We start from the raw sequence: 25,013 nt of genomic DNA on the forward strand, positions 1-25,013 counted from the left end.
AAGCTCACGCAGCCCCTCACAGCCACAGGATCTGCTTGCGGTAGGCGAGATCGTCGCGCAGCGGCGCCGCGGGGCCCTGATGGAAGACCGCGCCGCGCTCCAGCGCGAAGACGCGGTCGGCGAGCGCCAGCACGAGGTCGAGATTGTGCTCGACGATCACGATCGACATCTGCGTGCGGAGCTGGTCGAACACCCTAAACAGCTCCAGCGTCACGGCCGGGGCGAGCCCCTCGAACGGCTCGTCGAGCAGCAGCAGGCGCACGTTACCCGACATCGCGCGGGCCACCGCCACCATCTGCTGCTCGCCGCCGGAGAGATAATCGGCGGCGACGTTCATCCGCTGCTTCAGGCGCGGGAAGTAATGCAGGATCTGCTCCTCGTTCCAGACCACTCCGTCGCTGCCGTCGGTCTTGCGGGCGAGGCGTCCGAGCGCCAGGTTTTCGCGCACGGTCATGCCGGCAAACAGGCCGCGGCCTTGCGGCACGTAGCCGACGCCGCGGCGGGCAATGTCGGGTGCGGCAAGGCGCGCGATGTCTGCGCCATGATAGGCGATGCGGCCTGATGCCGCCGGAACGAGGCCGGCGATGGACTTGAGCAGCGTCGATTTGCCGGCACCGTTGCGGCCGAGCAGCGCCACGATCTCGCCTTCGCGCACGTCGAGCGCGGCGTCGTTGAGGATGTGGCTCTTGCCGTAGAACGTGTTGACGCCCTCGAGCTGCAAGACAGTCGCGCGGGTGCCGGCGTCCTCGACGCTGTGCTGATGCACGACCGCGGGAATGCCCTTGCCGGTGTAGATCTCCTGCACCCGCAGGTCGGCGCGCACCGCCTTCGGGCAGTCGGACATCAGCACGGCGCCCTGGTTCATCACGGTCACGATTTGCGAGAAGCCGAGCACGCGGTCGATATCGTGCTCGACGATCAGAACGGGAATGTTGCTGGCGATGTTCCTGACGAGGTTCGACACGCGCTCGCGTTCCGCCGCGGCAAGGCCGGCGAGAGGCTCGTCCAGCAGCAGCACCTGCGGTTTACTGCCAAGCGCGATGCCGAGATCGACCAGCCGCTGCCCGCCATAGGAGAGCTCGCCGCCCTCGATCTCTTCGATGCCCTCGAGCCCGAGGAATTTGACGAGCGCGGCGGTCTCGGCGTGGATGTCCGGATACGAATCGATGTCGTTCCAGATGTTGAAGCGCATGGGCCGGCGCGCCTGCAGCGACAGGCGGAGGTTCTCGTAGATCGTCAACCCGCGAAACAGATTGGTGATCTGGAACGAGCGCGCCAGCCCCTGGTGGCAGATCAGGTCGGCCGGAACGCCGGCGATGTCGCGGCCGTTCAGGCGGATGGTGCCGCGGTCGGGCGCGTAAAGGCCGGAGATCAGGTTGAACAGCGTGGTCTTGCCGGCGCCGTTCGGCCCGATCAGCGCGTGGATCTCGCCGGCGGCGACCTTGATGCTCGCGTCCTCGACGGCACGGATGCCGCCGAAATTTCGAAAGACGCCGCTGACCTCCAGCACGGTGCCTTGCAACGCCTGCGGTCGTAGAAATTCGGGGAGCGGCAGGCCGTCATAGATCTTGCGGCGGCTCATCGCGGCGGTCTCTTCCGCCGGCGGACGCAAGCGGCGCATGACCAGCGAACCGATGCCGACGAGGCCGCCCGGAGAATACATCACGAAGGCCACGAAGGTGAGACCGAACCAGAACAGCCAGTCCGACGTCCAGATCGAGAACAGCTCGCGGAACAGGATGAAGAACAGCGCTCCCAGTGCGGGCCCGAGCAGGCTGCGCATGCCTCCGATCACGACCATGGCCAGCAGCTCGCCGGCGAACGGCACGGAGACCGCTTCGGCCGAGACGAGATAGTTGAGAAAGCCGATCAGCGCGCCGGCGAGCCCGGTGACGACGGCCGAGATCACGAACACCGCGAGCTTGTAGCGCTCGACCGGATAGCCCTGGAAGCTCGCGCGCAACTGGTTCTCGCGGATCGCGACCAGCACATGGCCGAACGGCGAGCGTACCAGGCGCATCAGCACGTAGAGCACGGCGAGCCCGATCAGCGCGACCACGACATAGTAGTTGAGCGCGACGTCGAGGCTGGTGGCGCCGATGCTGCCGCGCTTCAATCCGCCGAGCCCGTCCTCGCCGCCGGTCAGGCTGGTCCAGCGGAAGGCGGTGGTGTAGACGAGTGCGGCGAGCGCTAGCGTCAGCAGCGAGAAATAGACGCCGCGCCGGCGCAGGATCAGCATGCCGATGATCGTCGAAGCGATGGCGACGACGACCATCGATCCCATCAGCGGCAGCCAGATCTCGCCCGGGAAATAGCGCAGCTGGATCAGGCCGGCCGCATAGGCGCCGACGCCGAACCAGGCGCTGTGGCCGAACGAGACGAGGCCGGTATAGCCGATGCACAGATTGAGCCCCATCGTCGCGATCGCAAGACCGACGATCCAGGTGCCGGTGTTCAGCGACAGCCCGAACCCTTTGAGCAGGAACGGCAGCGCGATCACCGCAAGGGTCGCGATCAGAAGCGGCTTCAGCCTGTCGATGGCGGAGGCATGTCTCATTCGAACTTCTCGATGCGTTCGCCGAGCAGGCCGCGCGGACGCACCAGCAGCACCAGGAACATCAGGATGTAGATCGAGGCTTCGCCGGCTGCTGGCTCGAAATGGATGGCGATGCCGCGCACCACCCCGACGAGGAGCGCTGCGATGACGACGCCCCAGAAGCTGCCGAGGCCGCCGATCACGACCACGACGAAGGCGATGGTCATGATCTCGGCGCCCATCGCCGGGTGCACCGTCGTGATCGGCGCGAAGAAGGCGCCGCCGAGAGCGGCCATGCCGACGCCGAGCATCACGATCCCAGTCATGTAGGGCTGCAGGCGAATACCGAGCGCCGCCACCATGTCCGGCCGCTGGATGCCGGCGCGCACCACGCGTCCGAACGAGGTCCTTTGCAGCAGCAGCCAGATGCCGAGCAGGATCGCCGCGACGACGGCCAGGATCAGCAGGCGATAGCGCGAGAACAGGAAATCGCCGACGATGACCGAGCCGCGAAAGCTCTGCGGGATCTCGGTCGAGACCGGCGCCGCGCCCCAGATCATGCGGATCGCCTGCTCGGCGACCATCGCAAGGCCGAAGGTGACGAGCAGGCTCAGGATCGGATCAGCGGTATAGAACCGGCGCAGGATGAAGCGTTCGAACAGGATGCCGAGCAGGGCCACCGCGAACGGCGAGATCACCACCGAAGGCCCGAAGCCGAAACGCCGCGTCAGCTCGACGCAGACATAGGCGCCGAGCGCATAGAAGGCACCATGGGCGAGATTGACGATGCCGCCCACGGAGAAGATCAGCGACAGTCCGAGCGCGATGAGCAGGTAATAGCCTCCGAGCACGAGGCCATTCACCACCTGTTCCGCTAAGAACTCGAACTGCATGTCGCGTCCAGGCCGCGTGTCAGGCCTTCATCTCGCAAGGGTTCTGCTCCTTGGTCGGATAGATCGCCTCCAGCGGGTCGTTCGCCGCGGGCACGGCTTCGCCAAGCACCAGCATGTCCCACTGGTCCTTCATCTGGTCCTTCGGTTTCACGGTGAAGGGATAGGCCTCCTGCACGAGCTGGTGGTCCCAGCTGCGGAAATAGGCCTTGCGCGTCTTCATGATGTCGAACTGGGTCTGCTTCTCGAAATAGGCGATCAGCTCCGCGCTCTCGGTCGACTTCGTCGTGTTGATCGCCTCCGCGAGCAGCTTCAGCGTGACGTAGTCGATCCAGGCATGGTTCTCCGGCGGCTTGCCGTACTTCTTGGTGAAGGCGGCGACGAAAGCCTTCGAAGCCGGATTGTCCAGCGTGTGGTACCAGACCGTCGGCCATGTGCCGCTGAGATTGCCGGCGCCCGCGGCCCAGGCATCGCCGGTGTTGAGGTTGAAGCCGACCAGGGGATAGGGCAGGCCGAACTCGGCATATTGCTTGACGAGATTGGTGACCTGGTTGCCGGCGAGGTTGCAGCAGACCACGTCGGGCTTGGCCTGGCGCACTTTGAGAAGATAGGGGCTGAAATCGGTGGCATCGGTCGCGATCAGCTCGTCGCCGATCAGGTTGGCGTCATGCGTGCCGAAGAAGGCCTTCGCGGCCTTCAAGAGATCATGGCCGAAGATGTAGTCGGCCGTGAGCGTGAAGAACTTCTTGCCCTTCACCATGCCCTTCTGCGACAGCGCGGTGCCGACCGCGTTGACCATCACCGTGTTCGGGATGTCGCAATGGAAGGAATATTTGTTGCAGTTCTTGCCGCGCAGCGCGTCCGAGCGCGCGCCGGTCGAAAAGAACATCTTCTTGTTGCGCTCGGCGACCTGCATGATGGTGAGCGAGGACGCCGACGAGATCTCGCCCAGCAGCACCACCGCGCCGTCCTGCTCCAGCATGCGCTGCGCCTTGGTGGCGGCGGTGGCTGGATTGATCGAATCTTCCGAGAGCAGGTCGATCTGCTTGCCGAGCACGCCGCCGGAGGCATTGATCTCCTCGGCCGCGAGCTTGACCCCGAGTTGGGCGTAGCTGCCGATCACCCCGAGAAAGCCGGTCAGCGGCGTCAAATGGCCGATCCGGATCTTGTCGGCCTGCGCCCTGACGATTGCCGGAAATCCCAGTGCGGACGCGCCAACGAAGGCTGCGCCCGCGCGTAACACCGTCCGTCGCGGATAGCGGATCATGTCTGTCTCCTCCCGGGTGCATCGGCTGTCCCTTCTTCAAGATCGGCTATCCGATATTGTGAGAGACGTTTTTCTAATGCGGGAGGATAATCCCGAACGACATCGCCGGTGTCAACCGGCAAAATCGCGCCTGGACGCGTTCAGACCTTCTGCTTGAACGCCTTGTGGGCGCGGTCCTTGGCGCCGAATTCCGCCGACAGGCGGTCGGCGGCGGCCTGGACGATCTGTGCGCCCTCGTGCAGCGCCTGGTTGGAGAGCCGCCAGATCGGCCCGGAAATGCCGAGCGCGCCGATCACCTGTCCGGTGAAATCCGTCACGGGGACGGCGACGCAGCGCACCTCCGGATTGAACTCGCCGTCGTCGAACGCGACCCCGGTGCGCTGCACCTCGGCGATCTCGCGCGTGAGCACGCCGGCATCGGTGATGGATTTCGGCGTCGAGGGCTTCAGCTCCGCGCGATCGAGAAACCGCTTGAACTGTTCGGGGCGCAGCGAGGCCAGGATGATCTTGCCGAGCGCGGTGCAATGGGCGGGACGCACCACGCCGACGCGGTCGGTCAGTTGGAACGCGCCGGGGCCGCTGGTGCGGGCGATGACGATGACGGCATCGCCCATTCGCACGGCAAAATGGCTGCTTTCGCTGGTTTCGCGCGACAGATCTTCCAGCACCGGCGTCGCGACATTGACCATCTCGATCTCGTCGAGCGCGCTTGCTGCGAGCGCAAACAGGGGGCGACCGATGCGGTAGCGCTTGCTGTCCTTCTCCTGACGGAGGTAGCCGAGCGAGACCAGGGTCTTGGCGAGATGAAAGGTGGTCGAGTTGTGCAGGCCGACCAGCTTGCTCAGCTCAGCCAGTCCGATGCCTTCGCGATGGCGCGCCACTTCTTCGAGGATCGAGAAGGCGCGGCCGAGCGATTGAACGCCGCCGCCGCGCTGCTTGTCCTCGGCCTCATCGTCGCCATCGGCTTTGGGAGCGGCGACCAGCTTGGCAATCGTGGCCTTGCGCGGGCTTGCGGGCTTCTCGCCGGTCGTAGGCTTGGTACGCGATCTCAAGGCCGAGGCCCCCTTTGGCAAATCCGTCGTGACTCGATGCTGTGACAGTAGCACGCAACGTTGCGACCGTCGGAGTGGAGCCCGCAATTTCGCTCAAGGCAGCCTACCACAATATAAATTGACGTACAGCATTATGAGAAATAGGGTGCCCGCGGCTCAGCGACGACCGCGCCGTGTTCTCCGCCTCGGTCCACAAGAAGTCGTGGGCCGAAAGGGAGACGGTTGATGTCGAAGAACATGCTGAATGGCGCCCAGGTCATTGTCGATTATCTGATCCAGGAAAAGGTGCCGCAGGTGTTCGGGCTTTGCGGCCACGGCAACATTCAGTTCATCGACGCGCTGTACGAGCGTTCCGAGGAGATCAAGACGATCTCCGTGCATCACGAGAGCGTCGCCGGTTTCATGGCCGACGTCTATTACCGTGTCTCGGGGAGGCCGACGGCGACCTTCACCTCGTGCGGTCCTGGCTCGGCGAATTTGCCGATCTCGCTCGCCAACGCCTACCTCGATTCCGTGCCGTTCATGGCGATCACCGGCAACGTGCCGACCAGCCAGTTCAACCGCGGCGCATTCCAGGAGATGTACCGGCACTATCAGGCCGACTTCCCCTCCACCGTGCGCACCATGTGCAAGAAGGTGTTTCAGCCGACCCGCGGCGAGATGGTGCCGCTCGCGGTGCGGCAGGCCTGGAAGACGATGGTCACGGGGCGGCCCGGCCCCGTGGTGGTCGATGTGCCCTTCGACGTCTTCATGGAATCTGCGGCCGAGGAAGCACCGAAGGCGGCCGAATGGAGCGCCAACATTTCCAGCCGCTGCGGCGCCGATCCTGAAGGCGTCGAGAAGGCGGTCGACATGCTGCTCTCGGCGGAGCGGCCGGTGATGCTGGTCGGACAGGGCGTGCGCTATGGTGGCGCAGCGGACGAGCTGCGCAAGCTCGCCGAGCGGCTCCAGATTCCCGTGGCGGCCTCCGCGAGCGGGCTCGGTGCGCTTGATGTCAATCATCCGCTGGCGCTCGGCCTCGTCGCACGCGCCGGGCACTACCAGGCCAATCACGCCACGCGTCAGGCCGACGTGTTGCTCGCGCTCGGCGTCCGCTTCGACGACCGCACCTCGAGTTCGTGGATCCCCGGCTATTCCTTCACCATCCCGCCGACGCGCCTGATCCACGTCGATATCGACCCCGAGGAGATCGGCCGCAACTATCCCGTCGCGCTCGGATTGATGGCCGACGTCCGCACCTTCCTGCGGCAGGTTCACGCCGAGCTCGATCGCCGCGACAACCTCTTCAAGAAGTCGGATGCACGCAAGAAATGGCTGGCGCAGATCGACGGCTACCGCAAGGAATGGGACAAGTTCGTCGCGCCCGGTTTCTCCGATGACACCACGCCGATCAATCCGCAGCGCGCCGCCGCCGAGATCGACAAGGCGCTGCCGGAGGATGCGATCCTGGTCTCCGACATCGGCGTGCACCACAATTGGCTGCTCGGCTTCTGCAAGCCGAAGCGACCGGATTCGCTGATCGGTTCGATGGGCTTTGGTCCGATGGGCTTTGGCGTCGCCGGCGTGATGGGCGCGAAATTCGCGGCGCCCGATCGTCCCTGCGTATCGGTGTGCGGCGACGGCGCCTTCTTCATGCATGCGAACGTGCTCGGTACCGCGGTCGAGTACAATCTCCCGGTGGTGTGGGTGGTCTGGAACAATTACGCCTATGCCTCGATCCGCGGGCTCCAGCGTGGCTATCTCGGCGGCCGCGAGCTTGCGACCGACTTCAGGCATCCCGAGACCGGTGAGCGCTACAATCCGGACTTCGCGGCGATGGCGCGCGCCTGTGGCGTCGAGGGCGTGCGGGTCGATCGTGCGGCCGACATCGGCGAGGCCATTCGCAAGGGCATCGCTGCTAACAAGCCCTATCTGATCGACGTCGACATCGCCGCTGACGTCAATCCATCCGGCGCCGGCGTCTGGGAGCTGCCTGGTCTCGGCCAGAGCAAGGCCGGCATCGGCACGCGCTTCCAGCCGGGCTGATCGCGCGGCGCTCAATCACCAAAGCAAGCAAGACGATGACGGGAGACGGAAATGACGCTCGCAGGCAAGAAGGTCGTCGTGATCGGCGGCTCCTCAGGCATCGGCCTCGCCACGGCAGAGCTCGCCAGCAGAGATGGGGCTGACGTCGTCATCGCCTCGCGCAGCGCCGCGAAACTCGAACCCGTTGCGGAGCGGTTGAAGGTGACGGCGATCCCTGCCGACGTCACCAGCGACGAGAGCGTCGCCGAGTTGTTCCGCCGCACCGGCCCCGTCGATCACGTCGTGCTGACGGCGGCCCAGCTTCGCACCGGACCGTTCAAGACGGTCGCGATGGAAGACGTCCGCGCCACCATGGAAGGCAAGTTCTGGGGCGCCTGGCGTGTCGCGCGCGAAGCCGATATCCGCGCCGGCGGCTCGCTGACGTTGGTCACCGGGTTTCTCAGCGTCCGCCCGCGGCCGAATTCGGCGATCATCAGCGCGGCGAATGGCGCGCTGGAATCGCTGGCTCGAGCGCTCGCGCTCGAGCTGGCGCCGGTTCGCGTCAATGCGGTGTCGCCCGGCGTGATCGATACGCCGATCCGGGCCGCGATGCCGGAGGCGGCGCGCAAGGAGATGCTGGCCAAGACGGCGGCGGCGTTGCCGGTCGGCCGCGTCGGCATGGCCGATGATATCGCCCGGCAGATCGCGAGCTTCATGGCGAACGGCTTTGCCACGGGCTCGATCGTCTACATCGACGGCGGGGCGCTGGTGAACTGAGACGCGAAAGGAGCACGATCATGGCCGAGAAGACTGGCGCCTTCATCCGCAACATCGCCGAAGTGCCCTGGCGCGAGTTCCCCAATCACTTTGGCGGGGCGCTGTCGAAGCCGCTGGTGATGCCGGAGACTGCGGGCTCGCGCCACATCGACTACCGTATCTCGATGTATCAGCCGATGGCCCATGTCGCGCGGCACCATCACAAGGTGCAGGAGCAGGTCTATCACGTGCTCGAAGGCGAGGGGCTGATGGAGATCGCGGGCAAGAACCATGTGGTGCGCAAGCACGATGTGATCTTCCTGCCGCCGGGCGTCGAGCACGCAATCGCGAATTCGGGCCTCACCGATCTCGTCTTCCTGGTGGTGACGTCGCCGGTGACGGACGACGACAAGCCGGTTTGAGTGGCGTCGCGTAGCGCGTCTATTCGCCGCCGGCCAGCCGGGCCACGCGATCGAGCAGGGGGCGTTGTCCTGGGTTGATCTTTTCGCTCGCCTTGTCGAGCGAAAACCATTCGGCGCGATCGACCTCGGGGAAGCTCTGTCGCTTGCCGCTCCGGGGCGGCCATTCCATCTCGAAAGTGTTGCTGCTGATATTGCCAATGTCGAGATCGAACTCGGCTGCAAAGGCGGTGACGAGCTTGCCTCCGCGCTGCCTGACCTCACCGAGAGTGGTCAGCGGCCCGGACAGCTCCAGCCCGAGCTCTTCGGCAAATTCCCGCCGCGCCGCGACTTCCGGATCTTCGTCGTCGGCATATTCGCCCTTGGGGATCGACCAGGCACCGACATCCTTGTTCCGCCAGAATGGCCCGCCGGGATGAACCAGGAGAACCTCGATCACTCGGCGCTTCCGATAGGCGATGATCCCGGCACTCTTCGATGGCATCGCAGGTTTCGTGCGGACGCAGCGGTCCAGGTCGGAACCGCCTAGGCGGGCGGCTCCGAATTCTAGCCAGACGGCCGCTCGCGCAAAGCGAGACGGATGGCGCGGGATTTTACACCCTTTCCGGCGGCACGCGCGACAATCATGCTGCGCGCCTTGCCGTGGGCCGTCGCGCTCTTCCGCAGCAGGGTTGCGAAGCGCTTGCGGGCACGGCTCGTCGCCAGCCGCGCGGCGAGCTGTTCGGCCTTGCGAATGAACGCATTGGCGGACGGCGTCAAATTGACGGGAACCCAAGCGACATCCTTCGTCTTCGACAGGCTGCCGACGCCTTCGCAGGGCGCCTCGCGCGGCAGGTCGATGCGGATCGCAATGGCTTCCGAGCGCTCGGTCCAGTCCTCGGCCTTGGTGCCGGTGATGATGCGGACATAGTCACGCGTCTCGCGCGGCAGCTCGCTTTCCTTGGCGAGCCACTTCTGAATGCGGCCCGGGCCGGCATTGTAGGCGGCGGCGGCGAGGCCGAGATTGCCGAAATCATCGCGCAGCTTGCGCAGGAACTTCGCCGATGCCGGCAGCGCCTTCATGGGATCAAAGGGATCGTCGAGCCCAACTTCGGCAGCCGTCTCCGGCATGAACTGCGCGACGCCTTGTGCGCCGGCCTGGCTGACCTCGTCGGACTTGAAACGGCTCTCCTGCCAGAGCAGGCGGGCAAAGAACGGCACGGGAATGCCGCTGGCTTCCGCGGCCTCGCGAAGCGCATGGCAGAATCGTTCGGTGGACGAAACCGGCGCCTGCAGGGCTGGCTCGACCACAGGCGGTGGCTCGATCACCGGCTCATAGGCGGCGCGCGCATTGGCGAGCTCGATCGCCTGCACGCTTGCAAGGAAGAGTTCGACCACAGGAACAAGTGGGGAGGCCCGATCGTTCTGAAGAGCGGCGTGATCGAAAGTTGATGCTTGCCGGGACGCCGACGGATCGAGGTCGCACATCAGAATCATGAACGCGGCGCAAGCCGCGACGACAAATCGCATTGCTGGGGCAACCTCGAACTGTGGGATGAACGGGCCAGCGCTGCGCCGGCGATAAGGAGTTCTTAACCGTCCGATTGCGGCAAAGCTGCGATTTCGACGGCGGCTACGGTGTTACTACGGTGTTCCCAAAGGGAAACTCCCCGCGATCTTGCGGGCCTTTCGCGAACGGGATGAGCAGTCATGACGCGATGGATGCTTGGCGCTGCGATGTCGCTGTGGTTCGTCTGTCCGGCGGTTGCGGGTCATCTCGATGCAAAAGCGGTGAATGAGGCCGCGCGCCCCGAAAAGCCGGTGGCCGCCGACAAGACCAGCGCGCCGGCCACGAAGCTTCAGATCCTGCTCGATCGCGCGCAATTCTCTCCCGGCCAGATCGACGGCAAGCTCGGCGAAAACGCGCAGAAGGCGCTGAAGGCGTTCGCGGAGCAAAATGGTCTCAGCGTCGACAAGACCATTGCTCCAGAACTCTGGGACAAGTTGAACGCTGCAAGCGAAGGCCCAGTCCTCGTCGACTATGAGATCACCGATGCAGACGTGAAGGGGCCGTTCCTCAAAAAGCTGCCGGCCAAGCTCGACGACATGAAGTCGCTGGAGGCGTTGAGCTTCACCAGTCCGCTCGAAGGGCTCTCGGAAAAATTCCACATGAGCGAGGAGCTGCTGAGGACGCTCAATCCCGGAAAGTCGTTTGACAAGAGCGGCGAGACGATCGTCGTCGCGAACGTGCCGGCGCGGCGAGAGCTTCCGCGTATTGTTCGCATCGAGATCGACAAGCCGCACGCGGCGCTGAAGGCTTTCGAGGCCTCGGGTCGTCTGGTCGCGTTCTATCCGGCGTCAATCGGCAGTCCGGATCGACCTACGCCGACGGGAACGCTGAAGGTCACCGCCACTGACGAGCGCCCCACCTATCACTACAATCCCGAGTACAAATTCAAGAGCGTAAAATCCAAAAAGCCGTTCGAGGTCAAACCGGGGCCCAACAATCCCGTGGGGTCGTACTGGATCGGGTTGTCGGCGCAGGGCTATGGCATCCACGGAACGGCGGAGCCCGACCGGGTCAGCAAGTCGGCGTCGCACGGCTGCGTCAGGCTCACCAATTGGGATGCGCGCGTGCTCGGTGAAAACGTGAAGCGCGGCACGCCCGTCGTCTTCCTCGATGCGCCGACTGAGTCTTCTTCGAAGCAGCGGGCCTCGACGGCCGGCAAGCGCGCGGCGAACTGATCCTCGAATTAATCCCTTGGATCAGTCCTTGGGGAAGTCCTTGCGCATCGCGATCTCGGCGGCATCGCCGGGCGACAGCACGGTCTGCTCGAAGGCGGCCTGCGGTTTCGTCATGATGTCGTAGAGCGAGATGCCCTTGATCGGCTTGCCCATGAGCTCGCGGACGCAGTCGGCGAGCGTGCCGTTGTAGATGAGATAGGGCGGACCTCGGTGCTTCTGCCGCTCGCCCTTGAGCGACGGCCACTTCTTCAGCTCGGCCGGCGCGTCATAGGCGATCGGCGATCCCTCTTTGAACATGCGTTTGGCCCCGGTGGCTTGGATTGCAGGGAATCCTAGAGCCGCCGGGTAAACATGCGTTAAAGAATTCGTTCAAATCAGCCGGCAATAAAGGCGAGCAAGGTGCCGTTGGCCTTGGCCGGCGGCACGCAGACCGCGGCTCCGCTGCGCACGGCGGCCGACCCCAGCGCCTTTTCCGTCGCCGCAAGATCCCCGCTGACGAGCACCAGCGCGGCGCCGCCGCGCTCGGACAGGCCGGCGAGCGGCACGCCGGGATAGCGCTTTGCGAGCTGCTCCAGGGTCAGATAGACGAAGTCGGCGCGATCGCCGCCGGAGGGCACGGTCACGGCGCCGTCGGCTTCCGCCTTCGGTTCGCGGTCGATCAGCCGGCCGAGATGCGCGGCTTCCTGCGCCGGTTCGGGCGTTGCGATCAGCGTCTGCTTGATCCGCTTGGCCGCGTTGGCGTGCTTCATCAGTTCGGGGATCCACACGGTCTCGCGCGTCTTGTGCTGGCAGGCGAAGATGCGGACGCCGCCGGGCGCTTCGGCGGTCGCCCACATGAAGGTGCGGAATTTTGCCGCCGAGATCGTGCCGTCAGGCAGCGTCACCGGCCGCTCGAAATCGGTCGGCCCGATCGGCGTCAGGCCGCGGGCGCGGATCTCTTCCGCGCCGGCGGTGGAATCCACCGCAGTGAAGGCGATGCGCTCGATGCCTTCGCCGCGCTTGTCGAGGAAGGCGCGGGCCGGCGCATTGTGCTCCGTCGCGGCGAGCACGCCGAGCAGCTCCATATAATCAGGGTCGAACATGATGGTGTAGTTGCCGGTGCCCATATGCGTGCTGTGGGTGCCGCGCGGGGAGACTGTGAAGCCGAGGCGCCGGTAGTTCTCGGCGGCCTGGTCGAGGTCTTTCACCATGACCACGGCGTGGTCGATACCGATGACGTTTTTGAGGGCCACTGTTCTTCCCCGATTGCAATCATTTCGAGCCGCGACGGCGGCTGCGGGTCATGTCTACGCCGGATAGGCGATCAAGTCATTTTCAATTCGGCGCGAGATGCGGAATTTCATTCCGCGAAACGATCTGGCGCCGCGTGATCAACGGGCCTGTTCGAGATAGGCGGCAACAATAGCGCGCTCCTCGCTCGTCATCTCGGTGATGTTGCCGGGCGGCATCGCGCTGGACCAGGCCGCGACGCGCCCGATCAGGCGGATGTTGCGGCGGATGTGCTCGGGCGCATCGAGCAGGATGCCCTTCGGCGCGGTGACGATCCCGGCCCAGACCGGCTCGGCTGCATGGCACATGCTGCAGCGGGACATCACGATGTCCTCGACATTGGCAAGCGTAGCCGGTGCCGGCAGCGCGCCGGTCTTCACCTCGCGCGGGCCGGCCGCGGAGAGGAAGAGGATCGCGATCACGCCTGCCGCGGCCACGCCCCACACCCACCACGGCGATTTGCGGCCCGCGTGCCGCTCGTTGAAGAAGTGGCGGATCACAGGGCCGAGCGCCAGGATGATCGCGACGATGATCCAGTTGAAGCGCGTGGCATAGAGCAGCGGATAGTGGTTGCTGATCATCAGCACGACGACGGGAAGCGTCAGATAGTTGTTGTGGACCGAGCGCTCCTTGCTGGTTTTGCCGAGCTTCGGATCCGGCGCCTTTCCCGCGATCAGCGCCGTCACGATCTTCTTCTGGTTCGGGATGATCAGTGTGAAGACGTTCGCGACCATGATGGTGCCGATGATCGCGCCGATCTGGTTGAAGGCGCCCCGGCCGCTCAATACGTGGGTGAAGGCATAGGTCAGCGCGACCAGGAACAGATAGCCGCCGATGGCGAAGGGCAGCTCGCGTTGGGCAAGCCCGGTGCGGCAGGCGGCTTCATAGAGCAGCCACGCCAGCGCGAGGCTGAAGAAGCTGAACAGGCCGGCCTGGAACGGTGTGAGGTCGAGGATCGACTTGTCGACCAGGAACAGGTCGGCCTCGAGATAATACACCACCACCATCAGCGCGAAGCCGGACAGCCAGGTGGTGTAGGCCTCCCATTTGAACCAGGTCAGCTCGTCCGGCATCTGGCTCGGCGCCACCATGTATTTCATGATCCGGTAGAAGCCGCCGCCATGGACCTGCCAGGCTTCGCCCTGCACGCCATCGGGCAGGTCAGTCCTTGGTTTCAGGCTGAGGTCGAGGGCGATGAAGTAGAAGGAACTGCCGATCCAGGCGATCGCGGCGACCACGTGCAGCCATCGGAGCAGCAGGCTCGCCCATTCCGATATGATGGATCCCCACATGATCACCCCGTCAGGCGCGGCAGGGATGCCGCACCTTTGATGACCGCAAATCGCGGCCGTGCCCCTACAATGTGTCGCATCTATCGGTGGTGTTTTCCAGTACGATAGGCTGCTGTTGACGCACATCGTTCGGGCATGCGCAGGTCGGGAGAGCAACGACGTGAAGAACTTGATTTCGATTGCGGCGATGTCGGTGCTGGTGCTGGTTGCGGCCGGCGCGCAGGCCGAGCCGGTGCTGCAGGGCAAGGACGCTTATGGCGATTGGCAGTCCGACAAGCCCGGCACGGTCAGGCTGATCCGGCCGCAGGATCTGGTCAGGCCCGGCGCCACGCGGTCCGTCGCGAGCTCGTCGCGCGTGGTGCCGCGTCCGCCTGAGGCCACGCTTCTGGTGCCCGCGGGCTTCAAGATCGAGCTGTTCGCCGAAGGCTTGCGCGCCCCGCGCATCGTGCGGGTGGCGCCGAACGGCGACGTGTTCGTCGCGGAGACGCGGACCGGCACCATCCGCGTGCTGCGCGCCGGCGACGGCGGCAAGGTCGCGAGCAACGAGGTCTTTGCCAGCGGCTTGCGCCAGCCCTTCGGCATCGCCTTCTTCCCGAATGGCGACAATCCGCAATGGGTCTATGTCGCCAATACCGACAGCGTGGTCCGCTTCCCCTATCAGGCCGGCGACGTCAAGGCGCGCGCCAAGGCGGAGACGATCGTGCCGAGCCTGCCGCATGACGGCGGCCATTCCACGCGCGACATCGTCTTCACGCCCGACAGCAAGCGCATGCTGGTCTCGGTCGGCTCGCTCAGCAATGTCGCGGAAGGTCTGGGCACGCCGCCGGGCGGGTTGGAGGCGTGGTCGAAAGCGCAGCCGCTCGGCGCGGCCTGGGCCAGCGAGACCGAGCGTGCGGCGGTGCTGGCGTTCACGCCCGATGGCAAGGAGCGGAAGATCTACGCCACCGGCATCCGCAATTGCGTCGGTCTTGCGATCCAGCCGCAGACCGGTCTGCCCTGGTGCTCGACCAACGAGCGCGACGGTCTTGGCGACGATCTCGTGCCCGACTATGTCACCAGCGTGAAGGAGGGCGCGTTCTACGGCTGGCCGTGGTTCTACATCGGCAACAATGAAGACCCGCGTCATGCCGGCGCGCGGCCTGACCTGAAGGACAAGGTGACGGCGCCCGACGTGCTGATCCAGCCGCATTCGGCCTCGCTCGGCATGACGTTCTACCAGGGCTCGCAGTTTCCCGCCGAGTATCAGGGCGATGGCTTTGCCGCCGAGCACGGCTCCTGGAACCGGTCGAAGCGCACCGGCTACAAGGTGATCCGCATCCGGATGAAGGACGGCAAGCCGACGGGCGAGTACGAGGATTTCGTCACGGGCTTCGTGGTCAGTGACACCGAGGTGTGGGGTCGGCCGGTGGGTGTCGCCGTGGCGAAGGACGGGGCGCTGCTGGTGTCGGAGGATGGCAACGGGACGATCTGGCGGGTGAGCCGGCAGCCGCAGTGACGGTGCACCCTCTCCCCTTGTGGGAGAGGGTGGCTCGCATGGCGGCGAGACGGGTGAGGGGTTCTCTCCACGAGTCCAATGCTCATTTGAGCGCGCGGAGAGAGACCCCTCATCCGGCGCTTCGCGCCACCTTCTCCCACAAGGGGAGAAGGGAAGCGGCACCGTGCGCGCGGCTTCTACCCTCGCCTCACGCTCGCGCCGCCATCCACCGGCAGCGTCACGCCGGTGATGAAGTTCGCTTCGTCCGAGGCCAGGAACAGCGCTGCGTTCGCGACGTCCCAGCCCGTGCCCATCTTCTTGCGCAGCGGCACCTTGCTGTCGCGCTCGGCTTCGACCTCGGCGCGGGTCTTGTGCCATTCGCGGGCGCGGGTGTCGACGGCCATCGGCGTGTTCATCAGGCCGGGCAGGATGACATTGGCGCGGATGCCATACTCCGCGTTCTGGTAGGCGAGCTGCTCGGTGAAGGCAATCATCGCCGACTTCGTCGCCTTGTAGGCGACGTAGGGATAGGTCGTGATCGCGGCCATCGAGGAGATGTTGATGATGGCGCCGCTCTCTTGCGCGCGCATGATGGGGATCACCTCTTTCGCGGCGAGAATGCAGCTCTTCAGGTTGATGGCGACGACCCGGTCGAAGGCCTCTTCGGTGATCTCCAGCAGCTCGGCATCGCCGCCGGACAGGCTGACGCCGACATTGTTGTGCAGCACGTCGATCCGGCCCCAGCGGGTCTGCGCGTCCTTCACCATCGCCTTGATGTCAGCGGCCTTGGTCACGTCGGCCTTGAAGGCCGCGGCCGTGCCCTGCGCGGCCGCGATCATCGCGACCGTTTCCTGTGCTGATTCCAGATGATGGTCGACGCACAGCACCCTGGCACCCTCGCGCGCGAAGGTCAGCGCGGTGGCGCGGCCGTTGCCCATGCCCTCGCCAGGGCTTTGCCCGGCGCCAACCACGATCGCAACCTTGTCCTTCAAGCGCATGTCAGTTCACTCCCGGGATCGGGTACTGCTGGAGTACCTCTTTGTAATACGGCTCGTTGTCGATCTTCATGGTCGCGAGCACGCGGACCACGCCGCAATAGAAGGCGATGGTGAGAACGAGATCGGTCATGTGCTCGTCGGAGAGGTCCTTCTTGATCTCGGCGAAGGTCGCCTCCGACATGGCGAGCTCGCGCACCATCTCGCGGGCGCCTTTCAGGATCGCTTTTGCCGGCGGCTCCAGCTTCGAGGGCTTGCCCTCGGTCTCCGCCATCATGCCGGCGATGTCCTCGTCGGTGACGCCGAACTCCTTGCCGATCTTCACATGGTGGGTGAATTCGTATTCCGACCGCTCCATCCAGCCGACCTGGAGGATGGCGAGCTCGCGAAGCCGCGGGTCGAGCTTGCTCTTGAAGCGGATGTAACCGCCGATGCCGTTGAAGGCGCGCGCCATCTCCGGCGAGTTGACCAGCAGCTTGTGCAGGTTGGTGTTGCGCTTGAGCATGTCGCGATATTCGGGCGCGACCTGGTCGGCCTCGAGATAGGGCAGGCGGGCCATTTCTATGCTTCCTCTAGTGTTCCTGTGACTCGCGTTCGGGGGCCTGCAGAGTCACGCCGCCATCGACCACCAGCACCTGGCCGGTGATGTAGCGCGCAAAATTGCCGAGCAGGAATTTGACGGCGTGGCCGACGTCCCAGCCGGTGCCTTCGGTCTTGAGCAGCGAGGCCTTGGCGCGGTTGGCGCGGGCCTGCTCGCTCATGCCGCGGGCGTAGACCATCGGCGTGTACATGGGGCCGGGGCAGATGCAGTTGACGCGGATGTTGTCGCGGCCGTGATCCACCGCCATGGCACGTGTCAGGCCGATGATGGCGGCCTTGGATGTCGTGTAGGTCGTGAGTCCGCGCGGCCGCAACGCCGAGATCGAGGAGATGTTGACGATCGCGCCGCCGCCGGCGGTCCTGATCATGGCGGGGATTGCGTGCTTGGACAGCAGGAACATGGTCTCGACATTGACCTGCATGACGCGGCGATATTGCTCCGGCGGCTCGTCCACCACGCTGCCGCGGCTGCCGATGCCGACATTGTTGTCGAGGAGATCGAGCCGGCCCCAGCGGTCGAGCGCGGCTTCCACCAGCGCCTTGCAATCGCCCTCGCTTGTGACGTCACCGCCGTGCGCCGCCGCCGTGCCGCCCTCGGCGGCAATCATCTCCACGGTGCGTTCGGCGAGCTTGAGGTCGCGATCGGCAACGAGCACTCTTGCTCCGGCCCGGGCCAGCAATATTGCTGCAGCGCGGCCGTTGCCAATGCCGTCGCCGGCGGCGCCGCCGCCGCTGATCAGCGCCACCTTGCCGGCGAGGCCGGCATCGTCCTCAGGGCCCTGCATCCCGTTTCATCCCGCTGCTTTTTGCCGACGATAGCAACGGGATGCAGGAGAGAGAAGGCCGATGGGCCAGCGCGGATGTCATTGACATCGCACGGAATTGCATGCCGCCGCGCGGGATCGGGTTGGTGCTACCGACGATTTCCGGAACCGTCGTCGCTCAAACGCGTTTGTTGCGGGGGCGTTTGTCGCTCGCGCTTTCTCCCGGGGCTTCCCCAACCGCCAGTGGCTTGCCGATGAATCTGCTCGATCCGCAAGGGCCCGTGGCCGCGGCCAACCGAACCATTCTGGTCGATTCCGTCTTCATCATGCTCGCGATCGTGGTGCCGACCATCATCGCGATCCTGGCCTTTGCATTCTGGTTTCGCGCCTCGAATCCAAAAGCGCGCTACCAGCCGGACTTCGTCTATTCCGGCCGCGTCGAGATGGTGGTGTGGGCGATCCCCGCGCTCACCGTCATCCTGCTCGGCGGCGTCGCCTGGATCGGCTCGCACCAGCTTGATCCCGCAGCACCGGTGCCCGGCACCGGCAGCCCGGTTCGCATTCAGGCGGTTTCGCTCGACTGGAAATGGCTTTTCATCTATCCCGACCAGCGTATCGCCACCGTCAACACGCTGACGGTGCCGGCCGGCGCCGAGCTGAACTTCCAGCTGACGTCGTCGAGCGTGATGAACACGTTCTTCATCCCGCAGCTCGGCAGCATGATCTACACCATGAACGGCATGGTGACGAAGCTGAACCTCCGCGCCGACAACGAGGGCAAGCTGCGGGGATTGTCGGCGCATTTCTCCGGCGACGGCTTTCCCGACATGATGTTCGACGTCAACGTGATCTCGCCGCTCGCCTTTCCCGACTGGGTGGCGACCACGGCCAAAACGGACGCCGTGCTGAACGAGGCCGGCTACACCAAGCTGATGCAGCAGGGGATCGAAAAGGGCAGGCCGGCCTATCGGCTCGAAGACCCCAGGCTGTTCGATCTGATTGCGAACCAGCACATTCCGCCGGGACCGGGCCCGGAGCTGATCTCCGACGCCGGTCGTCCGCACAGTGGAGGCGTTGATGCTCGGTAAGCTCGACTGGTCCGCAATTCCGCTCGACCAGCCCATTCCGCTGATCGCGGGCGCCATCGTGCTGGTCGCGATCCTTGCCGTGCTGATCTGGGTCGTGGCGAAAGGGCATCTGCCGTATCTGTGGCACGAATGGATCACCAGCGTCGATCACAAGCGGATCGGCGTGATGTACATCCTGCTGGCCTCGGTGATGCTGCTGCGCGGCGGCAGCGACGCCATCATGATGCGGATCCAGCAGGCGGTCGCCTATCAATCGCAGGGCTATCTGCCGCCCGAGCACTACAACCAGATCTTCTCGGCGCACGGCACCATCATGATCTTCTTCGTGGCGATGCCGTTCGTGATCGGCCTGATGAACCTCGTCGTGCCGCTCCAGCTCGGCGTACGCGACGTCGCGTTCCCGACGCTCAATTCGGTCGGCTTCTGGCTGACCGCGACCGGCGCGCTGCTGGTCAATCTCTCGCTCGTGGTCGGGGAGTTCGCGCGCACCGGTTGGCTCGCCTTTCCGCCGCTGTCGGAATTGTCCTATTCGCCCGGCGTCGGCGTCGATTATTACGCCTGGTCGCTGCAGATCTCGGGTATCGGCACGCTGGTCGCCGGCATCAATCTCGTCACGACGGTGCTGAAGCTGCGCACAAAGGGCATGAACTATCTGCGCATGCCGATGTTCTGCTGGACCACGCTGGCCTCGAACCTGCTGATCGTCGCGGCCTTCCCGATCCTCACCGCGACGCTCGCGATGCTGTTGCTCGACCGCTATCTCGGCTTCCATTTCTTCACCAATGAAGCCGGCGGCAACGTCATGATGTTCATGAACCTGATCTGGGCCTGGGGTCATCCGGAGGTCTACATCCTGGTGCTGCCGGCCTTCGGCATCTTCTCCGAGGTGGTCTCGACGTTCTCCGGCAAGGCGCTGTTCGGCTATCGTTCCATGGTGCTGGCGACCATGGCGATCTGCGTCATCTCCTTCATGGTCTGGCTGCATCATTTCTTCACGATGGGGGCGGGGCCCGACGTCAACGCCATTTTCGGCATCGCCAGCATGATCATCGCGGTGCCGACGGGCGTGAAGATCTACAATTGGCTGTTCACGATGTATGGCGGCCGCATCCGCTTCGCGACGCCGATGCTGTGGGCCGTCGGATTCATGGTCACGTTCATCGTCGGGGGATTGACGGGTGTCCTGCTCGCGGTGCCGCCGGCGGACTTCATGCTCCACAACAGCATGTTCCTGGTGGCGCATTTCCACAACGTCATCATCGGCGGCGTCCTGTTCGGTGCCTTCGCCGGCTTCGAATACTGGTTTCCGAAGGCGTTCGGCTTCCGGCTCGACGAGCGCTGGGGCAAGGCGGCGTTCTGGTTCACCTTCCTCGGCTTCTTCATCACCTTTGTCCCGCTCTATATCGCCGGCATGCTCGGCATGACGCGACGGATGCAGCATTACGATGTCGCGGCGTGGCGGCCCTGGATGATCGTCGCAGTCATCGGCATGGCAGTGCTGACGGTCGGCGTGGTCTGCCAGATCGTGCAGCTCGTGGTCAGCATCCGCAATCGCGAGGCGTTGCGCGATCGCACCGGCGATCCCTGGGACGGCCGTTCGCTGGAATGGGCGACGTCGTCGCCGCCGCCGGTGTTCAATTTCGCCTTCAATCCCGACGTGCGTGGCGAAGACGCCTATTGGGACATGAAGGCCCGCGCCCGGCAGCAATCGCTCGAGCACGAAGCGCCCGAATATCGTGACATCGAGATGCCCCGGAACTCCCCGACCGGTTTCGTCTGCGCGTTCTTCGCCACCATCATGGGCTTTGCGCTGATCTGGCATATCTGGTGGATGGTGATTTTGGGCGGCCTCGGCGCGTGGGCGACTTTCGTCGTGTTCGCCTGGCGCGACCATGACGAATACGTCATCCCGGCCGAGGAAGTCGCAGCAATCGACCGTGTGAATCTCGAGGAGCGGCGCAACCTCGTCAGCATGGCGGGGGCAGTCTGATGGCGATGACCGCGACCGCCGGCCACGCGAACGCCGATCCCCATCATATCGGCGTCGTCATCGAGCATGCCGGGCCCGCGCCGAAGCGGATCGTCACGGCCTACGGCTTCTGGATCTTCCTGCTCTCCGACATCGTGATGTTTTCCTGCTTCTTCGCGGCCTATGCGGTGCTGGTCGATCAGACTGCCGGCGGTCCCAGGGGCTCGGAGATCTTCGAGCAAAAAAACGTCGCGATCGAGACGGTCTGTCTGCTGCTGTCGAGCTTCACTTGCGGCATGGCAAGCATCGCAGCCGACGTACGCAACCGCTTCTGGTTCTATCTCGGCATGGCCGTGACCTGCCTGCTCGGGATGATATTCCTCGTCATCGAATTCAAGGAATTCACCGACCTGATCGCGCGCGGCTACGGTCCATCGCGCAGCGCGTTCCTGACCGCGTTCTTCTCGCTGGTCGGCTGCCACGGTCTGCATGTCACCGCCGGCGTGTTGTGGCTGCTCACCATGATGGCCCAGGTGTTCGCCAAGGGCTTTCGGCCCGACGTCCTGCGCCGGATGATTTGCTTTGCGCTGTTCTGGCATGCGCTCGACATCATCTGGGTCGGGGTCTTCTCCGTCGTTTATCTGCTGGGAGGTGGCGCATGAGCGATCAGGCCCATATCGGACAAGACCTCGCACCGGGCGAGGAAGAGCAACACAGCGTCGGCGGGCGGATCCTGGGTTACGTCGTCGGTCTTGTTCTGGCGCTGCTGCTCACGGCGACGTCGTTCTTCATCGCCGGCACCGATCTGGTCTGGCAGCCCTCGATCCCCGTGGCGCTGATCGTGCTCGCGATCGCGCAGATGGGGGTGCATCTGGTGTTCTTCCTGCACATCACGACCGGCCCCGACAACACCAACAACGTATTGGCCTTGGCCTTCGGGCTGCTGGTGGTGTTCCTTGTGGTCGGAGGCACGGTCTGGATCATGGCGCATCTGAACGCGAACATGCCGCCGATGGACCAGATCATGATGCGCCAGTAGCGCGCGGCGTTCGCGATCTTCGTCGTCATGGCCGGGACAAGCCCGGGCATGACGGACTTGGTGCACAGCACCGCCCAAAAAAGAAGAGCCGCTTGTTGTGACAAGCGGCCCAAGTCTAGGGAGGAAACGCCCAAGCAAGGCAATCGGCCGAAGCCGGATTGCTGCCGAGGAAACGCTCGCGCAAGCGCTTGCGTACGCATAGAAATGCAGCAACTTCCGACTTTGTTCAATTCCGGATCAATACGGTCCCGAACTACCACTCACGGATGCGTGAAGGGCTTTGTTCACTTTGGCCGACGGCAGTTATAGGCCTTCCGGAATCCGGCCGCCTGGGCGTCGTCCTCCGAGCAGAACCAGCGGTCCGGCTTGGTGGTCGCCGGGTAGCTCGGGCACCCCCGCAGATGATAGATGCCGATATTGCCGGTGACGCGCGCGCGGACCGCGAGCTTGCCCTTGATGCTGCAGCTCGGCGGCATGGTCAGCTCCTCCGGGAACAGCACGGCGCGAATTTCCTTGTCGCGGTCCTGGCGGCAGGCCGCGCCCAGGAGGGCGCCGTCCTTCTTGCCGCTCCGGAAGTCTTGCGGTGCAACAAAGCAGCCCTTCCAGATTCCGGCCGAGGCCGTCTTGGCTTCGCCCGCCGCCGGCTTGACGTTTGCCTTGATCGGCTCCCGCGCGACGGCAAATCCCAGCTTGACCAGTTGCTCGTTCAGGGTCGTTTTGTCGCCCTCGGCCGTGCAGATGGCGCGATGGCGTTTGCCGAAGCTCTTTTCCGGCCCGACATCGTCACACCGTACGGAGCGCTTGTTGATCAGCTTCGCCAGCTGGTCGCGCGCGTCGATGCCGCAGGTCCAAGGGTCGGCGTGATCGTCGATGCAGACCTGGTCCAGTTCGGGGGCGTCGACGCCATCGAGCCGGTAGGTGATGTCGTTGAGCTGGATGGAGTTGCCGTCGCGGACCGTCGCGGCAGCCGTCAGCGCGGAGGTGGACTCCGACGTCGCCAGAACTCCGGACAAGGCAAAGAAACAAACAAGCGCAAACGCGCGGGCGGCGGCAAAAGCATTTCGGAAGGACATACGGTCTCGCTATCGATTGCTCGGTCGCCTGTTCCTAGCATCCGGATGTGGCGATACCAATGGTCTGCACCCTGCGAAGTGCGACATTCCGGCCTCGCGGCTTTACTCCCCGCCCGCTCTGATCCTATCGTTCGCGGGCCTTGCCGACAGTGCAGGCCGAATCGCCCGGAAAGCGGCGAGGGCGGGAGGAAAAGGTTGCGATGAAAGAGCCCGTGGACGTCCTGATCATCGGTGCCGGCGCGTCAGGCGCGGCGGTGGCGTGGTCGCTGGCCGAGACCAAGATGCACATTCTCTGCCTGGAGCAGGGCGGCTGGATGAACCCGGCGGAATATCCGAGCACGGGCCGGGACTGGGAGGCCAAGTTCTACGGCGAGTGGTCGTCGAGCCCGAATGTGCGCGGCCGGCCCGAGGACTACCCGATCAACGATGACAATTCGCCGATCAAGGTCGTGAACTATAATGCGGTCGGCGGCTCGACCGTGATGTACACCGCGCATTGGCCGCGGCTGCATCCTTCCGATTTCAAGGTGAAGACGCTCGACGGTGTCGCCGACGACTGGCCGATCGATTACGACGCGCTGACCCCGTTCTTCGAAGAGAACGACCGGATGATGGGCACGTCCGGTTTGTCGGGCGATCCGCTCTCGCCGCTGACGCATCCGCCGATGCCGCAGCAGCCGATGGGATTGTCGGGTGCCATCATCGGCAAGGCCATGAACGAGCGCGGCTGGCACTGGTGGCCGTCGGACACGACGGTCGCGACCACCGACTATGAGGGCCGTGCCCGCTGCATCAATCTCGGCCATTGCACGCCGGCTTGCGCGCAAGGCGCAAAGTCGTCCACCGACATCACCTACTGGCCGCATGCGGTCCGCGCCGGGGTCGAGCTGCGCACCCATTGCCGGGTGCGCGAGATCACCACCGACGAGAACGGCATGGCGTCGGGCGTGGTCTATTACGACAAGGACGGCGTCGAGCAATTCCAGCCCGCGCATGTCGTCATCATCGCCTGCAACGGCGTCGGCACGCCGCGGCTGCTGCTGAACTCGAAATCCGACCGCTTTCCCAACGGCCTTGCCAATTCTTCGGGCCTCGTCGGCAAGAATTTGATGTTCCATCCCTACGCGCAGATCTACGGCTATGTGAAGGAGCCGACCGACAGCAACCGCGCGCCGCCGACCTGCCTGTGGAGCAAGGAGTGGTACGACACGGACCTGTCGCGCGGCTTCGTGCGCGGCTATGGCGTGCAGTTCGTGCGCGGCGCGGGGCCGGTGTTCGAGGCGGTCGTCAGCGAGCAGAAGGGCATTCTGCCCTGGGGCGAGGATCACCACCGCGTCTTCCGCAAGCTCAACGGCCATCGGCTCGGTTTCTCCGCGATCTGCGAGGATCTGCCGGAGGAGCACAACCAGGTCACGCTCGATCCCGTCCTGAAGGACGGCCACGGCATTCCCGCGCCGAAAATTGACTACACGATCTCCGAGAACAGCCGGAAGATGATGGAGCATGCGCTGAATCGTGGCCGCGAGTTCCTGGAAACGGCCGGTGCGACCGACATCTGCATCAACTCGCCGATCCCCTGGGGCGGCTGGCACCTGCTCGGCACAGCGCGGATGGGCACCGATCCCAAGCGATCCGTCGTCAACGAATGGGGCCGCACGCATGATGTGAAGAACCTCTTCATCGTCGACGGCAGCATCTTCGTCACCTCGGGCGGGGTGAACCCGACCTCCACCATCCAGGCCCTCGCGCTGTACATCGCCGACCAGATGAAGCAGCGCCTCGCCAATTTGTTCGATTGAGGT

The 25,013-nt window shown here is 64.7% G+C and carries 23 protein-coding genes; 10 read left to right on the top strand and 13 right to left on the bottom strand.

What is annotated here, in order from left to right; translation table 11 throughout:
• Nucleotides 1-16 precede the first annotated feature (16 nt).
• The 4 genes from QRQ56_RS17930 to QRQ56_RS17945 all read right to left on the bottom strand — a co-directional run bounded on the left by QRQ56_RS17930 (nucleotide 17) and on the right by QRQ56_RS17945 (nucleotide 5,745).
• Entirely contained in the window at nucleotides 17-2,557 is a 2,541-nt protein-coding gene (locus QRQ56_RS17930; RefSeq protein ID WP_438741877.1) for a branched-chain amino acid ABC transporter ATP-binding protein/permease, read from the bottom strand.
• A complete protein-coding gene (locus tag QRQ56_RS17935; RefSeq protein WP_438741879.1) occupies nucleotides 2,554-3,429 on the bottom strand; it encodes a branched-chain amino acid ABC transporter permease in 876 nt (291 codons plus the stop codon). The genes QRQ56_RS17930 and QRQ56_RS17935 overlap by 4 nt, the downstream gene beginning before the upstream one ends.
• A gap of 19 nt (nucleotides 3,430-3,448) precedes the next feature.
• Complete coding sequence (locus QRQ56_RS17940; protein WP_438741880.1) at nucleotides 3,449-4,693, bottom strand: ABC transporter substrate-binding protein; 1,245 nt, start codon at nucleotides 4,691-4,693, stop codon at nucleotides 3,449-3,451.
• A gap of 140 nt (nucleotides 4,694-4,833) precedes the next feature.
• On the bottom strand, nucleotides 4,834-5,745 hold the full coding sequence (locus QRQ56_RS17945; protein ID WP_438741882.1) for an IclR family transcriptional regulator: 912 nt from the start codon (nucleotides 5,743-5,745) through the stop codon (nucleotides 4,834-4,836).
• 225 nt (nucleotides 5,746-5,970) lie between these two features.
• Between QRQ56_RS17945 and QRQ56_RS17950 the strand changes: the two genes are divergently transcribed.
• Genes QRQ56_RS17950 through QRQ56_RS17960 form a run of 3 tightly spaced genes read left to right on the top strand, consistent with a single transcriptional unit; the run spans nucleotide 5,971 to nucleotide 8,927 of the window.
• Nucleotides 5,971-7,770, top strand: coding sequence for a thiamine pyrophosphate-binding protein (locus tag QRQ56_RS17950; RefSeq protein WP_438741884.1), 1,800 nt, complete (start codon nucleotides 5,971-5,973; stop codon nucleotides 7,768-7,770).
• Between the two features lie 51 nt (nucleotides 7,771-7,821).
• Nucleotides 7,822-8,526 (top strand): SDR family oxidoreductase, encoded by a 705-nt coding sequence (locus QRQ56_RS17955; RefSeq protein ID WP_438741885.1) that lies wholly within the window; start codon nucleotides 7,822-7,824, stop codon nucleotides 8,524-8,526.
• A gap of 20 nt (nucleotides 8,527-8,546) precedes the next feature.
• Entirely contained in the window at nucleotides 8,547-8,927 is a 381-nt protein-coding gene (locus tag QRQ56_RS17960; RefSeq protein WP_438741886.1) for a cupin domain-containing protein, read from the top strand.
• Between the two features lie 19 nt (nucleotides 8,928-8,946).
• Here the strand turns inward: QRQ56_RS17960 and QRQ56_RS17965 are convergent, their stop codons facing one another.
• Entirely contained in the window at nucleotides 8,947-9,408 is a 462-nt protein-coding gene (locus QRQ56_RS17965; RefSeq protein WP_438741888.1) for an NUDIX domain-containing protein, read from the bottom strand.
• 62 nt (nucleotides 9,409-9,470) lie between these two features.
• Nucleotides 9,471-10,433 (bottom strand): lytic transglycosylase domain-containing protein, encoded by a 963-nt coding sequence (locus tag QRQ56_RS17970; protein ID WP_438741889.1) that lies wholly within the window; start codon nucleotides 10,431-10,433, stop codon nucleotides 9,471-9,473.
• A gap of 180 nt (nucleotides 10,434-10,613) precedes the next feature.
• Between QRQ56_RS17970 and QRQ56_RS17975 the strand changes: the two genes are divergently transcribed.
• Nucleotides 10,614-11,648, top strand: a complete 1,035-nt coding sequence (locus tag QRQ56_RS17975; RefSeq protein WP_438741890.1) for a L,D-transpeptidase family protein — start codon at nucleotides 10,614-10,616, stop codon at nucleotides 11,646-11,648.
• A gap of 21 nt (nucleotides 11,649-11,669) precedes the next feature.
• Here QRQ56_RS17975 and QRQ56_RS17980 read toward each other — a convergent pair whose 3' ends face one another.
• The 3 genes from QRQ56_RS17980 to QRQ56_RS17990 all read right to left on the bottom strand — a co-directional run bounded on the left by QRQ56_RS17980 (nucleotide 11,670) and on the right by QRQ56_RS17990 (nucleotide 14,209).
• Complete coding sequence (locus QRQ56_RS17980) at nucleotides 11,670-11,945, bottom strand: hypothetical protein (RefSeq protein ID WP_438741891.1); 276 nt, start codon at nucleotides 11,943-11,945, stop codon at nucleotides 11,670-11,672.
• A gap of 77 nt (nucleotides 11,946-12,022) precedes the next feature.
• On the bottom strand, nucleotides 12,023-12,880 hold the full coding sequence (locus QRQ56_RS17985) for a VOC family protein (RefSeq protein ID WP_438741892.1): 858 nt from the start codon (nucleotides 12,878-12,880) through the stop codon (nucleotides 12,023-12,025).
• A gap of 138 nt (nucleotides 12,881-13,018) precedes the next feature.
• Nucleotides 13,019-14,209 carry a urate hydroxylase PuuD gene (locus tag QRQ56_RS17990; RefSeq protein WP_438741893.1) on the bottom strand — a complete coding sequence of 397 codons (1,191 nt, stop codon included), beginning with the start codon at nucleotides 14,207-14,209 and terminating at the stop codon, nucleotides 13,019-13,021.
• A gap of 160 nt (nucleotides 14,210-14,369) precedes the next feature.
• On the opposite strand from QRQ56_RS17990, the gene QRQ56_RS17995 reads away from it, so the two are divergent.
• Nucleotides 14,370-15,704 (top strand): PQQ-dependent sugar dehydrogenase, encoded by a 1,335-nt coding sequence (locus QRQ56_RS17995; protein WP_438741895.1) that lies wholly within the window; start codon nucleotides 14,370-14,372, stop codon nucleotides 15,702-15,704.
• A gap of 176 nt (nucleotides 15,705-15,880) precedes the next feature.
• Here the strand turns inward: QRQ56_RS17995 and QRQ56_RS18000 are convergent, their stop codons facing one another.
• The 3 genes from QRQ56_RS18000 to QRQ56_RS18010 are packed head-to-tail and all read right to left on the bottom strand — an operon-like array spanning nucleotide 15,881 to nucleotide 18,063.
• Complete coding sequence (locus QRQ56_RS18000; protein WP_438741896.1) at nucleotides 15,881-16,681, bottom strand: SDR family NAD(P)-dependent oxidoreductase; 801 nt, start codon at nucleotides 16,679-16,681, stop codon at nucleotides 15,881-15,883.
• Between the two features lies 1 nt (nucleotide 16,682).
• The gene (locus tag QRQ56_RS18005; RefSeq protein WP_438741897.1) at nucleotides 16,683-17,237 is read right to left on the bottom strand and encodes a carboxymuconolactone decarboxylase family protein; all 555 of its coding nucleotides are present in this window, start codon (nucleotides 17,235-17,237) and stop codon (nucleotides 16,683-16,685) included.
• Between the two features lie 13 nt (nucleotides 17,238-17,250).
• Nucleotides 17,251-18,063, bottom strand: a complete 813-nt coding sequence (locus tag QRQ56_RS18010) for an SDR family NAD(P)-dependent oxidoreductase (protein ID WP_438741898.1) — start codon at nucleotides 18,061-18,063, stop codon at nucleotides 17,251-17,253.
• 233 nt (nucleotides 18,064-18,296) lie between these two features.
• Here QRQ56_RS18010 and QRQ56_RS18015 point away from each other — a divergent pair, with 233 nt between their 5' ends.
• Genes QRQ56_RS18015 through cyoD form a run of 4 tightly spaced genes read left to right on the top strand, consistent with a single transcriptional unit; the run spans nucleotide 18,297 to nucleotide 22,138 of the window.
• Entirely contained in the window at nucleotides 18,297-19,130 is an 834-nt protein-coding gene (locus tag QRQ56_RS18015; RefSeq protein ID WP_438741900.1) for a cytochrome ubiquinol oxidase subunit II, read from the top strand.
• Complete coding sequence (gene cyoB, locus QRQ56_RS18020) at nucleotides 19,120-21,120, top strand: cytochrome o ubiquinol oxidase subunit I (protein WP_438741901.1); 2,001 nt, start codon at nucleotides 19,120-19,122, stop codon at nucleotides 21,118-21,120. The genes QRQ56_RS18015 and cyoB overlap by 11 nt, the downstream gene beginning before the upstream one ends.
• Entirely contained in the window at nucleotides 21,120-21,761 is a 642-nt protein-coding gene (locus QRQ56_RS18025; RefSeq protein ID WP_438741902.1) for a cytochrome (ubi)quinol oxidase subunit III, read from the top strand. The genes cyoB and QRQ56_RS18025 overlap by 1 nt, the downstream gene beginning before the upstream one ends.
• Entirely contained in the window at nucleotides 21,758-22,138 is a 381-nt protein-coding gene (cyoD, locus tag QRQ56_RS18030) for a cytochrome o ubiquinol oxidase subunit IV (protein WP_438741903.1), read from the top strand. Before QRQ56_RS18025 ends, cyoD begins: the two co-directional genes overlap by 4 nt.
• A gap of 284 nt (nucleotides 22,139-22,422) precedes the next feature.
• Here cyoD and QRQ56_RS18035 read toward each other — a convergent pair whose 3' ends face one another.
• Nucleotides 22,423-23,211, bottom strand: coding sequence for a thermonuclease family protein (locus tag QRQ56_RS18035; RefSeq protein WP_438741904.1), 789 nt, complete (start codon nucleotides 23,209-23,211; stop codon nucleotides 22,423-22,425).
• A gap of 200 nt (nucleotides 23,212-23,411) precedes the next feature.
• Here QRQ56_RS18035 and QRQ56_RS18040 point away from each other — a divergent pair, with 200 nt between their 5' ends.
• Entirely contained in the window at nucleotides 23,412-25,010 is a 1,599-nt protein-coding gene (locus QRQ56_RS18040) for a GMC family oxidoreductase (protein WP_438741905.1), read from the top strand.
• The last annotated feature ends 3 nt before the right edge of the window (nucleotides 25,011-25,013 follow it).

It is taken from the genome of Bradyrhizobium sp. U531 (assembly GCF_051710265.1).
Taxonomy (GTDB): Bacteria; Pseudomonadota; Alphaproteobacteria; order Rhizobiales; family Xanthobacteraceae; genus Bradyrhizobium.

What these genes read in the sequence shown, in the direction of transcription:
- cyoB (WP_438741901.1), top strand. Translation starts at nt 19,120, where the DNA reads ATGCTCGGTAAGCTCGACTGGTCCGCAATTCCGCTCGACCAGCCCATT.
- QRQ56_RS18025 (WP_438741902.1), top strand. Translation starts at nt 21,120, where the DNA reads ATGGCGATGACCGCGACCGCCGGCCACGCGAACGCCGATCCCCATCAT.
- QRQ56_RS17930 (WP_438741877.1), bottom strand. Translation starts at nt 2,557, where the DNA reads ATGAGACATGCCTCCGCCATCGACAGGCTGAAGCCGCTTCTGATCGCG.
- QRQ56_RS17940 (WP_438741880.1), bottom strand. Translation starts at nt 4,693, where the DNA reads ATGATCCGCTATCCGCGACGGACGGTGTTACGCGCGGGCGCAGCCTTC.
- QRQ56_RS18040 (WP_438741905.1), top strand. Translation starts at nt 23,412, where the DNA reads ATGAAAGAGCCCGTGGACGTCCTGATCATCGGTGCCGGCGCGTCAGGC.
- QRQ56_RS18015 (WP_438741900.1), top strand. Translation starts at nt 18,297, where the DNA reads ATGAATCTGCTCGATCCGCAAGGGCCCGTGGCCGCGGCCAACCGAACC.
- QRQ56_RS17950 (WP_438741884.1), top strand. Translation starts at nt 5,971, where the DNA reads ATGTCGAAGAACATGCTGAATGGCGCCCAGGTCATTGTCGATTATCTG.
- QRQ56_RS18035 (WP_438741904.1), bottom strand. Translation starts at nt 23,211, where the DNA reads ATGTCCTTCCGAAATGCTTTTGCCGCCGCCCGCGCGTTTGCGCTTGTT.
- cyoD (WP_438741903.1), top strand. Translation starts at nt 21,758, where the DNA reads ATGAGCGATCAGGCCCATATCGGACAAGACCTCGCACCGGGCGAGGAA.
- QRQ56_RS18010 (WP_438741898.1), bottom strand. Translation starts at nt 18,063, where the DNA reads ATGCAGGGCCCTGAGGACGATGCCGGCCTCGCCGGCAAGGTGGCGCTG.
- QRQ56_RS17960 (WP_438741886.1), top strand. Translation starts at nt 8,547, where the DNA reads ATGGCCGAGAAGACTGGCGCCTTCATCCGCAACATCGCCGAAGTGCCC.
- QRQ56_RS18000 (WP_438741896.1), bottom strand. Translation starts at nt 16,681, where the DNA reads ATGCGCTTGAAGGACAAGGTTGCGATCGTGGTTGGCGCCGGGCAAAGC.
- QRQ56_RS17990 (WP_438741893.1), bottom strand. Translation starts at nt 14,209, where the DNA reads ATGTGGGGATCCATCATATCGGAATGGGCGAGCCTGCTGCTCCGATGG.
- QRQ56_RS17970 (WP_438741889.1), bottom strand. Translation starts at nt 10,433, where the DNA reads ATGCGATTTGTCGTCGCGGCTTGCGCCGCGTTCATGATTCTGATGTGC.
- QRQ56_RS17935 (WP_438741879.1), bottom strand. Translation starts at nt 3,429, where the DNA reads ATGCAGTTCGAGTTCTTAGCGGAACAGGTGGTGAATGGCCTCGTGCTC.
- QRQ56_RS17980 (WP_438741891.1), bottom strand. Translation starts at nt 11,945, where the DNA reads ATGTTCAAAGAGGGATCGCCGATCGCCTATGACGCGCCGGCCGAGCTG.
- QRQ56_RS17955 (WP_438741885.1), top strand. Translation starts at nt 7,822, where the DNA reads ATGACGCTCGCAGGCAAGAAGGTCGTCGTGATCGGCGGCTCCTCAGGC.
- QRQ56_RS17965 (WP_438741888.1), bottom strand. Translation starts at nt 9,408, where the DNA reads ATGCCATCGAAGAGTGCCGGGATCATCGCCTATCGGAAGCGCCGAGTG.
- QRQ56_RS18005 (WP_438741897.1), bottom strand. Translation starts at nt 17,237, where the DNA reads ATGGCCCGCCTGCCCTATCTCGAGGCCGACCAGGTCGCGCCCGAATAT.
- QRQ56_RS17975 (WP_438741890.1), top strand. Translation starts at nt 10,614, where the DNA reads ATGACGCGATGGATGCTTGGCGCTGCGATGTCGCTGTGGTTCGTCTGT.